This is a genomic window from Fictibacillus barbaricus (genome assembly GCF_014635025.1).
GTDB classification, from domain to species: domain Bacteria; phylum Bacillota; class Bacilli; order Bacillales; family Fictibacillaceae; genus Fictibacillus; species Fictibacillus barbaricus.
In genome coordinates this window covers 487,394-499,583 of the sequence record NZ_BMCE01000002.1, presented here as the reverse complement: position 1 = coordinate 499,583, position 12,190 = coordinate 487,394, and the positions used below count along the sequence as shown (strand labels likewise).

At 40.5% G+C, this 12,190-nt stretch carries 10 protein-coding genes; 9 read left to right on the top strand and 1 reads right to left on the bottom strand.

Features of this window, described 5'->3' with window-relative positions; all coding sequences use genetic code 11:
- The first annotated feature begins 6 nt into the window (after positions 1–6).
- Entirely contained in the window at positions 7–666 is a 660-nt protein-coding gene (locus IEV52_RS11860) for a class I SAM-dependent methyltransferase (RefSeq protein ID WP_229754343.1), read from the top strand.
- Between the two features lie 209 nt (positions 667–875).
- Here the strand turns inward: IEV52_RS11860 and IEV52_RS11855 are convergent, their stop codons facing one another.
- Complete coding sequence (locus IEV52_RS11855) at positions 876–2,585, bottom strand: Rqc2 family fibronectin-binding protein (RefSeq protein ID WP_188402742.1); 1,710 nt, start codon at positions 2,583–2,585, stop codon at positions 876–878.
- 97 nt (positions 2,586–2,682) lie between these two features.
- On the opposite strand from IEV52_RS11855, the gene IEV52_RS11850 reads away from it, so the two are divergent.
- The 8 genes from IEV52_RS11850 (at position 2,683) to fmt (ending at position 12,190) form a co-directional block, all read left to right on the top strand.
- Positions 2,683–5,355, top strand: a complete 2,673-nt coding sequence (locus IEV52_RS11850) for a calcium-translocating P-type ATPase, SERCA-type (protein WP_188402741.1) — start codon at positions 2,683–2,685, stop codon at positions 5,353–5,355.
- 554 nt (positions 5,356–5,909) lie between these two features.
- A complete protein-coding gene (remA, locus tag IEV52_RS11845; protein WP_066240628.1) occupies positions 5,910–6,167 on the top strand; it encodes an extracellular matrix/biofilm regulator RemA in 258 nt (85 codons plus the stop codon).
- 15 nt (positions 6,168–6,182) lie between these two features.
- Complete coding sequence (gene gmk / locus IEV52_RS11840) at positions 6,183–6,800, top strand: guanylate kinase (protein ID WP_188402740.1); 618 nt, start codon at positions 6,183–6,185, stop codon at positions 6,798–6,800.
- A complete protein-coding gene (gene rpoZ / locus IEV52_RS11835; RefSeq protein ID WP_188402739.1) occupies positions 6,800–7,006 on the top strand; it encodes a DNA-directed RNA polymerase subunit omega in 207 nt (68 codons plus the stop codon). Before gmk ends, rpoZ begins: the two co-directional genes overlap by 1 nt.
- Positions 7,007–7,147: 141 nt before the next feature.
- A complete protein-coding gene (coaBC, locus tag IEV52_RS11830) occupies positions 7,148–8,359 on the top strand; it encodes a bifunctional phosphopantothenoylcysteine decarboxylase/phosphopantothenate--cysteine ligase CoaBC (protein WP_188403895.1) in 1,212 nt (403 codons plus the stop codon).
- A complete protein-coding gene (gene priA / locus IEV52_RS11825) occupies positions 8,356–10,764 on the top strand; it encodes a primosomal protein N' (RefSeq protein ID WP_188402738.1) in 2,409 nt (802 codons plus the stop codon). The genes coaBC and priA overlap by 4 nt, the downstream gene beginning before the upstream one ends.
- Positions 10,765–10,782: 18 nt before the next feature.
- Positions 10,783–11,256, top strand: a complete 474-nt coding sequence (gene def / locus IEV52_RS11820) for a peptide deformylase (protein ID WP_188402737.1) — start codon at positions 10,783–10,785, stop codon at positions 11,254–11,256.
- Between the two features lie 4 nt (positions 11,257–11,260).
- A complete protein-coding gene (gene fmt / locus IEV52_RS11815) occupies positions 11,261–12,190 on the top strand; it encodes a methionyl-tRNA formyltransferase (RefSeq protein WP_229754271.1) in 930 nt (309 codons plus the stop codon).

The following is a 12,190-nucleotide window of genomic DNA, read 5'->3' as shown; positions in this document are numbered from 1 at the left end:
AGAAAAATGAACGGTGAAGAATTTGATGAGCTTGTCTCTTTTTTTGATGGCATGGCACGCACAACATGGCTAAAACAAATTCATGATACATTAAAAGACACAACAGGATCATGGACAGATAAAGAAGTTCTAGATGTTGGCTGCGGAACGGGCAGATTGCTGCTGCGCGGAGCAGAGGAAGCCAAAAGGCTAGTCGGAGTGGATTTGTCTTCGGAAATGGTAAAGGCGAGCATACAGCAATTCTTTTATCATGAACTAAGTGGTAAAAGCGAGTTTTTAGTTGCAGACGCAGAAAATCTCCCATTTAAAGAAAAAACGTTTGATTTAGCCTTCTCTACATGTGTGATGTTTTTATTGCCAGATCCAGCTAAAGGGATTAGGGAAATTCATCGTATTCTTAATGATGGTGGTATGATTGCAATGCTGAACCCAACCGAAAAGATGAGTCAAGAGACTGCAGCTTCTTATGCAAAAGAAAATGGAATATCAGGATTTGAACGAACGGCTCTATTAAAATGGTCTAATGTAAGCACGAGAAGACACCGTTATACGGAGAATGAAATGACAGGATTGCTTCAAGACCTTCATTTTACAGAGATCAAGCATAAAGAAGTATTAGGTGGTCTTGCGATCATCAGCACGGCAAAAAAAGAGCAGAACAGCTGATCAGGCTGTCCTGCTTTTTTTATTCGGCTCTTTTCTGAAAAGTTGATAGAAGTGGAAGGTGCGAGACTCCAGCGGGATCAGTGTGACAGGTGAGACTCCTAATGGTGCAAAGCGCCGGGAAGGCTCACCGCACACCCCGCGGAAAGCGAAGCAACCTAGAACGGATATCAACTACTTACAAAAGCTACAAAGTTTTCGAAAAAAGTCTTTTATTTCTTTAAACGGAATACAAGATCTTCATCAGGCGTCACGAAAAGAGTTTGCTGATTATCATAAATAACAAATCCAGGCTTTGCTCCATTTGGTTTTTTTACATGTTTTACTAATGTAAAGTCAACGGGTACTGAGCTCGAATTTTTCGCTTTGCTGAAAAAACCTGCTAATACAGCAGCTTCTTTAATAGCAGACTCACTTGGAGAGGATGAACGGATGAGTACATGAGAGCCAGGGATGTCTTTAGTGTGAAGCCATGTTTCATTCGCTCTTGATAATTTGAATGTTAAGTAATCGTTCTGTTTATTGTTCTTACCAACTAAAATTTCTGTTCCATCCGTTGATACGAACTTTTCAGGCATAGGCGCCTTGTTTTGTTTTTTCTTATTTTTACTTTGCCGGTGTTTTAAATATCCGCCTTCACCAAGTTCTTCACGAATTTCTTCGACATCCTTCATGGAAGCAGAATCCATCTGAACAATCAGTCTCTCAAAGTAAAGTAATTCATTCTTAGCTTTTTCAATCTGATCTTTAATAATAGAAACAGACTTTTTTAGTTTCGCATATTTTTTAAAGTAGCTTTGTGCATTGTCTGAAGGAGATTTAAGAGGATCGAGAGTAATCTTCACTAGAGGCTGATCCTCTGAGAAATAATCCTCAACCTCAACTTCTTTATCCCCTTTTTTAGCTAGATACATATATGCAGTTAGAAGCTCTCCTTTTCGTTGATACTCTTCTGCGTTTACCGTTTGCTGCAGTTCTTTTTCAAGCTTGCCAATCTTTTTTGATATCTTATCGTACTCGTTAGAAAGATATTTTTCTAAATCGTTTGCCTGCTGTTTGATTCGGTCCCGGTCAGCCTTACCATAAAAAAAACGATCGAGCATTTTGCTTACTGTGTCAAAGTGACGAATTTCGCCTGTAACATGTCCCAAAGGGATAACAGAAAAATATTCTTTCTTTTCATTAACGATCATATGAGGTTCGTAGTTTTGATCTGAAAGTTGTTTCATCACCCCAAAGAAAGCGCTCGCTACATCCTCTTTAACAGATAGTCCTGCTCGATGAACGATCTCTTTTGCAAGTAAAGGTGAGAATCCGCTGAATCCTGCAACAAGCTGCTTATCTAATTTCCCTTCGTTCCAGGAAATTTTTGATATAAACTCATCCATATTTGTTATCGTGAAAGGATCCGTTTTTTCCTGCGCAGGAGGCATCACATATCGAAACCCCGGAAGAATGGTCCTATGCCGATTCTGAAAGCTGGGAATATGTTTAATACTATCAATAATTTTTTCTGATTTTTCGTCAACTAATATAATATTGCTGTGTCTTCCCATGATCTCAATATATAAGACCTTAGTTGTTTCGTCCCCAATCTCATCGCGATTTTTTACCGTAATCGTAATGATTCTCTCCAGATCCAGCTGTTCAATTTTTTCAATAAATGCGCCTTCTAAATGTTTTCTGAGCAGCATACAAAACATCGGGGGAGTGTCTGGGTTTTCATAGGAATGCTCTGTCAGATGCACTCTGGCAAATGAAGGATTAGCTGATAATAATAGCTTATGGTTTTTCCCGTTCGCACGGATTGTAAATACAAGATCAGTCTTATGTGGCTGATAGACTTTTGAAATTCGGCCTGACGTAAGTGTGTTCTGCAATTCTACAGTTATTGCACGTGTCATTATTCCATCAAAACTCATGTTTGGTTCACCTCTTATTTCTGATTCATAGTATAGCATTTTTGCGGACATGCCTGCATATAAATGGCATTAACTAATCTTATCAGAGGTGGAAGCTATGAATTGGTATCAGCTGCCGCAAGACGAAATTGAATCCATACTGAACAGCAGGATGGATGAAGGTCTTTCGAAAAGTGAGCAAGAAAGGCGATTAAAGCTAGATGGACCGAACCAATTAGAAGAAGGGAAAAAGCAGTCTGCTATTCTGATGTTCCTAGCACAATTTAAGGACTTTATGGTTCTTGTTTTGCTGGCTGCTACATTACTATCGGGTTTTCTTGGAGAATATCTAGACGCGATCGCCATCATCTTGATCGTGGTGATGAATGGAATTCTAGGGTTTATTCAAGAGAGAAAAGCGGAAAGATCACTTGCCTCGTTAAAAGAGCTCTCTGCACCGACTGCCCAAGTTTTAAGAGAAGGTAAGTGGGTTTCGATCGCAGCCAAAGATGTTGTAACAGGAGATGTCATTAAAGTAAAAAGCGGTGACAGGGTTGGAGCTGATATAAGGCTTTTAAAAACATCAGGACTGCAGATTGAGGAGTCAGCACTAACAGGGGAATCTGTTCCTGCACAAAAGCATAACAATCTTATTTCTGCCGATGAACTTAATCTTGGTGATCAGGAGAACATGGCGTTCATGGGAACGATGGTCACAAGAGGAACGGGACAAGGAATCGTTGTAGCAACCGGTATGAAAACAGAGATGGGTAAGATCGCACACTTGATTCAAACAGCCGAAAACATAGCTACACCTCTTCAGATGAAGCTTGAACAACTTGGGAAAATCTTAATCGCTCTTGCACTCTTGTTAACGGTTCTTGTCGTACTAGCAGGTGTTATGCAAGGGCATGATCTATACAGCATGATCTTAGCAGGTGTGTCACTAGCCGTAGCAGCTATTCCAGAGGGCCTTCCGGCTATTGTTACGATCGCCCTGGCACTAGGTGTTCAAAAGATGATTAAGAAAAGCGCTATCGTCCGTAAGCTTCCTTCAGTTGAAACGCTCGGTTGTGCTACGGTAATCTGTTCTGATAAAACAGGTACTCTAACTCAAAACAAAATGACTGTAACTCGTGTTTGGTCACAAGGCAGACAATGGACAGTCGGTGAAGATGGATTTGAAGTGGTTGGAGCTGGAATTAAAGAGAGTGATAAACGCGAAGATAAATTAACAGAAGTGTTGGCATACGCTGCACTTTGCAACAATGCTTCTTTAGAAGAAGAAAAGAAAGGTTCTCTTCTGGAAATCGGTGACCCAACTGAGACGGCGTTACTTGTTAGTGCATATAAAGCGGGGATCACAAAAGAGTCGCTTAGTGAACAGTTTACTATTCAGCAGGAGTTCCCATTTGATTCTACTAGAAAGATGATGAGTGTTATTGTACGTGATACGGATGGAAACCAGATGCTCGTTGTTAAGGGTGCTCCAGATGTTCTGCTCGAAAAAAGTGACTATATTGTATGGGATGACAAAAGGCAATTAATCAAACAAGCACATAAAGAAAGAATTAAAGAAGCGATCTACGCTCTTGGAAGTCAGGCGCTAAGAACGATTGCGGTTGCGATAAGGCCATTAAAAGATGGGGAAAATTTCGCTCAAGCATCATTTGCTGAAAGAAGCCTCACTTTTGTAGGTCTGCAAGGTATGATGGATCCGCCTCGTCCTGAGGTTGAACAAAGTATAAGAGATTGCCATACTGCCGGTATCAAAACCGTTATGATTACAGGTGACCATGTAGTGACAGCTGCGAGCATCGCAAAGAAATTGAACATGCTTCCTGCTGGCGGTAGAGTAATGGAAGGTGCTGAACTTGCTCAGCTTAACGATGAAGAATTGGACAAAGTAACTGAAAATGTTTACGTATATGCGAGGGTTTCGCCAGAGCATAAATTAAAGATTGTAAAGTCCTTACAGCGTAAAGGCCATGTTGTAGCAATGACAGGTGACGGAGTAAATGATGCGCCTGCCATAAAGTCAGCCAACATTGGGATTGCGATGGGGATAACCGGAACGGATGTGGCAAAGGAAGCTTCATCTTTAGTATTAGGAGACGACAATTTTGCTACGATCCGTTCTGCGATTGAAGAAGGAAGAAACATCTATGAAAACATCAGAAAGTTTATTCGTTATCTTCTGGCATCAAATGTAGGTGAAATATTGGTCATGCTGTTTGCGATGATCATGGGATTGCCGCTTCCTTTAGTGCCGATTCAGATTTTATGGGTAAACCTTGTAACAGATGGTCTGCCGGCAATGGCTTTAGGGGTCGATCAAGCCGAAGAAGATGTGATGAGAAGAAAACCTCGACAAGCAAAAGAAGGAGTCTTTTCTAGAGGACTTGGCTGGAAGATCGTTTCTCGCGGATTCTTAATCGGTGCAGCCACGATATTAGCGTTTTGGGTAACGTTAAAAGAAAATCCGGATCAATTGATTGTGGCCCAGTCTGTTGCCTTTGCGACTCTTGTTATGGCCCAGTTGATTCACGTGTTTGATTGCAGAAGTGAACGTTCCGTCTTCCACAGAAATCCGTTCCAGAACGGATACCTTGTGCTGGCAGTAATCTCATCCATTCTATTATTGCTCGTTGTTATGTATGTACAGCCCCTGCAGGATATTTTCCATACTGTTCCGCTTTCATTAAGACAATGGCTTCTCGTAATGGGTATGGCATCTATACCAACATTTGCTTTAGCAGGTTTTCAGCTGTTTAAAAGAGAAACACGATAAAATAAGAGCTGGCTCTAATAATATTAGGGCCAGCTTCTTTTGTTTTTTGTTGAAAACGAGCAAATTTTGTTAAAAATTTGCTGATTTACGAGAGATTTACGAGCGCAACGAGAGATTTACGAGCGCAACGAGAGATTTACGAGCGCAACGAGAGATTTACGAGCGCAACGAGAGATTTATGAGCGCAACGAGAGATTTATGAGCGCAACGAGAGATTTACGAGCGCAACAAGAGATTTACGAGCGCAACGAGAGATTTACGAGCGCAACGAAAGATTTATGAGCGCAACGAGAGATTTACGAGCGCAACGAGAGATTTACGAGTGCAACGAGAGATTTTCATACGTACACGTAGAATTGCATTCACACTCTTTTCTATTCATTCGCCGAAGATAGATCACGATATTTCCGCAAATAAGCGAAATTAGTTTAGATTTCAGGATTTGTATGCTAAAATATAGGAACATGTGTACAGTTTTTCACAATATCGTACAAGTAGCGTATGACCCGTTATTCCATTTGGCTAGAATAGTAGCAGGTTAGGGGCGTTTAGAGATGAAATTAATTAATATTGGGTACGGAAATATTGTTGCTGCTCACCGAATCATTGCGGTAGTCAGTCCAGAATCTGCACCGATCAAACGATTAATCACGGTTGCACGAGAAAAGAACATGTTGATTGATGCTACATATGGCCGCAGAACGAGAGCGGTTGTTGTGACTGACAGTGATCATGTCATTTTGTCAGCTGTACAGCCAGAAACTGTAGCTCACAGACTGATGTCGGTTGATGAGGGCTCAGAAGAAAGTTAGGTTGTGGAGGTTTTTATGGAAAAAGAAAGAGGCATTCTGTTTGTACTTTCCGGTCCGTCGGGTGTTGGAAAAGGAACTGTTTGTAAAGCGCTTCGTGAACAAAAGCTGGACATTCAATACTCCGTTTCAGCAACGACAAGAAAGCCGCGTGAAGGCGAACGGCATGGGGTAGAATACTTCTTTAAGACAAAAGAAGAGTTCCTTAACATGATTGAGAACAAAGAATTGCTCGAGTGGGCAGAATATGTAGGCAACTATTACGGGACGCCGATCGATTATGTAAACCGAACACTTGATGAAGGCAAAGACGTAATTTTAGAAATTGAAGTTCAAGGTGCACTTCAAGTAAAAAATATTTTTCCAGAAGGGGTCTTTATCTTTTTAACACCACCAAGCCTGGATGAATTAAGAAGTCGTATTGTTGGACGCGGCACAGAAACGGAAGATTTAATCAACAACCGTATGTCTGTTGCCAAAGAAGAAATAGAACTCATGAAGCATTATGACTATTCTGTCGTAAATGATCAGATTGAATCTGCCTGTAATCGAATTAAAGCGATCATTACAACAGAACATTGCCGGGTAGACAGAGTTCGTCCAAAATACGAAAAAATTTTAGGAGATGACAAATAATGCTATATCCATCCATTGATTCTCTTATGGAAAAAATAGATTCAAAATATTCATTAGTAACTCTTAGCTCTAAGCGTGCAAGAGAGATTCAAAAGTATGACAACCAGCAGATAGCTAAACCTGTGTCACACAAGTTCGTGGGGAAAGCACTTGAAGAAATTCAATCTGGTGTGTTAACAAAAGTTGGAGAAACACCTGAAGATTAATAGAAAATCGAAAAAATATGCAACCTTGATAAAAGGTTGTTATTTTTTTGTTCTTTGTTTCTTTCGATAAATTTTTTTAATACATATAAATGCTGTAAAATAGATGTGAAATGCAAAAGAGAAGAGCGGCGAAAGGGGTTTATTATGGAAAAGAAAAAAGTATTGCTTGCTGTATCAGGCGGAATCGCTGCATACAAGGCAGCAACTGTAGCAAGCAGATTATACCAAAGCGGATATGAAGTAAGAGTGATACTCACACATTCTGCTCAAAAATTCATTACACCACTTACCTTTCAAACGCTGACACGCCAAGAAGTATATACAGATACGTTTGAAGAAAAAGAGCCTTCAGTAGTTAGTCATATCGATCTAGCAGACTGGGCAGATCTGGTTTTGATTGCACCTGCAACGGCTAACGTTATCGGAAAACTAGCAAACGGAATAGCAGACGATATGCTTACTACGACTTTACTTGCTACAAAAGCAGATGTGCTGATTGCACCTGCAATGAATGTAAACATGTTTAATCATCCAGCTGTGAAGAAAAACATGGAAACACTTGCCGCATATGGCTGCCGTTTTATTGAACCTAATGAGGGACTTCTTGCATGCGGATGGATTGGTAAAGGAAGACTAGCTGAGCCTGAAGAATTAATAGAGTCCGTTCATGATTATTTTAATGAAAAAAATAACGAAATAAAAGAACCGTTTAAAGGAAAAAGAGTACTGGTGACTGCCGGACCAACACGAGAAGAATTAGACCCGGTCCGTTATTTTACAAATCACTCTTCTGGTAAAATGGGCTACGCTATTGCCTCTGCAGCTAAGAAACTAGGAGCTGATGTAACATTAGTAACAGGTCCAACTTCGCTGCAGGTTCCTGAAGGAGTCTTTGTGGAAAACGTAACTTCAGCTAAAGAAATGTATGATAAAACCTTATCTCACTATAGTCAACAAGATGTTGTGATCAAATGTGCAGCGGTTGCTGATTATACACCTGTTACGGTACATGCAAATAAGTTCAAGAAAAAAAATGATACATGGACGATTGAGCTTAAGAAAACAGATGATATTTTACAAGCTCTAGGTGAGAGAAAGGAACATCAAATATTAGTTGGATTTGCAGCAGAAACAGAAGATCTTGAAACTTATGCAAAAGATAAACTAGCGAGAAAGAACCTTGATATGGTTGTTGGAAACGATGTTTCAAAAGAAGGATCCGGCTTTGGAAGTGATACGAATGAAATTGTTATGATTAAAAGAGATGGTTCAATGAAACCTCTTCCTATTCTCTCAAAAGAGAAAGCGGCCAGAGAAATATTAAATGAAGTGCTGGAACTGATGGGTCGATGATAGCAGCTGTCGTTGTCGATGTTCCATCTGGCAGTGTGAACAAAACGTTTGACTATAGAATCCCTGTAGAATTGGAAGGATGGGCAGAGCCTGGAATGCGGGTTATCGTTCCATTCGGACCAAGGAAGCTGCAAGGTTTCATCCTCGAAATTAAGGAGGATTCTACTGTTAAAGGAATGAAGAACATAATAGAAATACTCGATCCGCTTCCTGTTCTGACTTCCGAATTAATTGAGCTCGGACGATGGCTTGCTGAAAACACACTAAGTTTTTATATAACGGCCTATCAAGCCATGCTCCCTGCTGCAATGAAAGCGACTTATGAAAAAGCATTCCAAGTATTAGTTCCCGAGAAGCTGACAGATCCGATCGCTTCTCTCTTTTCAGCAAACAACGAAATAAACGTGAGTGATATTACCAATGAAAACCCACATCTTTTAAAGACGCTGCAGAACCTTGCAAAAGAAGGAGTACTGGACGTAGTCTATAAAGTGAAAAATAAAGCCAACAAGAAGAGAGTTAAATTCGTTTCGCTTGCTAGTAAAGATTTAGCGAAAGACACTATTCAGCAAAATCAAAAGAAAGCAGAGAAGCAAAAAGCTCTGCTTAGAGAATTGGTCAATAGACCGTCTGGAGAATATCCTCTGCAAGAAATTCTAACAGAAACAGGTGCTTCTCATACAACAGCACAAACGCTTGTTAAAAAAGGGATACTTCATATTGAAGAAAAAGAGGTTTATAGAGATCCGTTTCAAGGAAGAAAGATGAAGCCATCAAAGCCTCTCCCACTAACGGAAAATCAAGAGAATGCGATAAAGCCCATCTTACATTCTATTGAAAATAATAATCATCAAACAGTACTTCTTCACGGTGTAACAGGTAGCGGCAAGACAGAGATCTATTTACAATCCATTCAATCTGTGCTTGATAAAGGGAAAGAAGCTATAGTCCTCGTTCCGGAGATATCACTTACACCTCAGATGGTGAACCGTTTTAAAGGGCGGTTTGGGAGCGCTGTTGCTGTGCTGCACAGCGGGTTATCAATCGGAGAGAAATATGATGAATGGCGAAAGATACTTAGAAAAGAAGTTTCGGTTGTTGTTGGGGCAAGGTCAGCCATATTTGCTCCTTTTCAAAACTTAGGAATCGTGATTATAGATGAAGAACACGAAACGAGTTACAAACAAGAAGACCATCCAAGATACCATGCACGGGATGTTGCGATTTGGAGAGGGAAATTTCACTCGTGCCCTATCGTACTTGGGAGTGCAACACCAGCTTTAGAGACGTATGCAAGAGCACAAAAAGGACGTTATCAGCTAGCAGAACTCGCAAAACGTGTTCATTCCAATCCGATGCCAGAAGTGACGATAATTGACATGAGAGAAGAATTGAAAAACGGTAACCGTTCCATGTTTTCAAAAGAATTAATGGATAAATTAAAAACTGGTCTTGAAAAAGGTGAACAATCCGTACTCTTTCTGAACCGGCGGGGATATGCTTCTTTTATATTGTGCCGAGATTGTGGTTATGTAGCCCACTGTCCTCATTGTGATATTTCATTAACCTTTCATAAAAGATACGGAGAATTAAAATGCCATTATTGCGGCTATAAAGAAGGTACTCCTTCAGTCTGTCCGTCATGTTCTTCAGAGCATATTCGTTTTTTCGGAACAGGCACTCAAAAAGTTGAGGAGGAACTGGCTAAAGTTTTGCCTGAAGCGCGTGTGATCAGGATGGACGTTGATACGACTTCAAAAAAAGGCAGTCATGAAAAATTATTAACTGCATTTGAGAACGGTGAAGCGGATATCCTGCTCGGTACCCAGATGATTGCAAAGGGACTTGATTTTCCCAAGGTAACATTAGTGGGTGTACTGGCTGCTGATACGATGCTTCACCTACCTGATTTCAGGGCTTCAGAGAAAACGTTCCAGCTCTTGACACAAGTAAGCGGACGGGCAGGAAGACATGAACTTGAAGGAAAGGTAATTGTTCAAGGCTATGACACACAGCATTACAGCATTCAGCTTGCATCAAAACATGACTATCACACCTTCTATAATCATGAAATGCAAGCAAGAAAGCTGCACCAATACCCGCCTTTTTACTATTTGGGATTATTAACGTTCAGTCATCCTGATTTGATGCAAGTCGTTGATGCGAGTGATAAAGCAGCAACCTACTTATCAAAACGCTTATCACATGATAGTCTTCTGCTAGGTCCTGTAACCTCGCCGATCGCGCGGGTGAAGGATAGATATCGCTATCAGGTCATGATAAAATACAAAAATGAGCCAGAGCTAAGAGTATGGTTTGAAGAGATCATCGCTCATTTCCAAAAAGATAAAGACATTAAAGATCTTCAAATAACGGGAGATTTAAACGCCCAAACACTTATGTAGCTAGTTAAGGAGAAAACCATGACAATAAGAAAAATCGTAGAACATCCAGATCCAGTTCTAGAAAAGGAATGTAAACCAGTAACAACGTTTAATAAGGATCTAAAAAAGTTAGTTCAAGATATGTTTGAGACGATGTATGATGCAGAAGGTGTTGGACTTGCTGCACCGCAGATCGGGATCGCAGAACAAATCGCTGTAGTTGATGTAGGAGATGATAAAGGACAGATCGTCTTGATTAACCCAGTGGTAAAAAAAACATCCGGCAGTCAGACCGGTCCTGAAGGGTGCTTAAGTTTTCCAGGTCTATTCGGTGAAGTTGAACGTCCTTATGAAGTAACAGTAACTGCCCAAGATGAGAATGGAAAAGCATTTACTATAAGAGCAAATGATTTTCTGGCACGAGCAATTCTGCACGAAATCGATCATCTTCATGGGATTTTATTTACTTCAAAAGTTATCGCCTATTATAAGAATGAGGAATTGGAGGGATAAGAACATGAAAGTATTATTTATGGGAACACCCGACTTTTCTGTACCCGTCCTTCGTCAGCTCGTTGAAGATGGCTATGATGTTGCAGGGGTAGTTACTCAACCGGACAAGCCGGTCGGAAGAAAAAAAGAAATTAAGCAAACACCTGTAAAAGAAGAAGCGATTAAACACGGGATTTCCGTGTATCAACCAATAAAGCTGCGTGAAGACTATAAAGAGATTCTGAAACTTCAGCCAGATTTAATTGTCACAGCTGCGTATGGTCAGATCTTGCCAAGGGCCATCTTAGAAGCCCCTCAATTTGGGTGTATTAATGTTCATGCCTCATTGCTGCCAAAATATCGAGGCGGAGCTCCTATTCATAAAAGTATTATCGATGGCAACGATAAAACAGGTATTACGATCATGTATATGGTTGAAAAATTAGACGCAGGTGATATACTTACCCAAGTTGAAGTACCGATTGAAGAAAAAGATCATGTTGGTTCGATGCACGATAAGTTAAGCGCAGCGGGTGCAAAACTGCTGTCAGAAACGATTCCGCTGCTTGTTGAAGGGAAGATAAAACCTATTCCGCAAGTGGATGAAGAAGTTTCCTTTGCATGGAACATCACCCGTGAACAGGAGAAGATTAATTGGACGTTAACCGGTGAAGAAATTTATAACCACATCCGAGGTCTTCATCCATGGCCTGTAGCTTATACGTATTTAAACGGGCAGCCCTTAAAAGTTTGGTGGGGTGAAAAACAAGAGACAAATATCGATGCAGAGCCTGGGACAGTAATAGCTGTACAAGAAAGTGGGCTTCAGGTCGCAACAGGAAACAAGACTAGCATTATTATTACAGACTTGCAGCTCTCAGGGAAAAAGAGAATGTTGGCAAGTGATTATCTTAAAGGAGCAAGCATAGCAAAAGGCTTGAAATTAGGTGAGTAA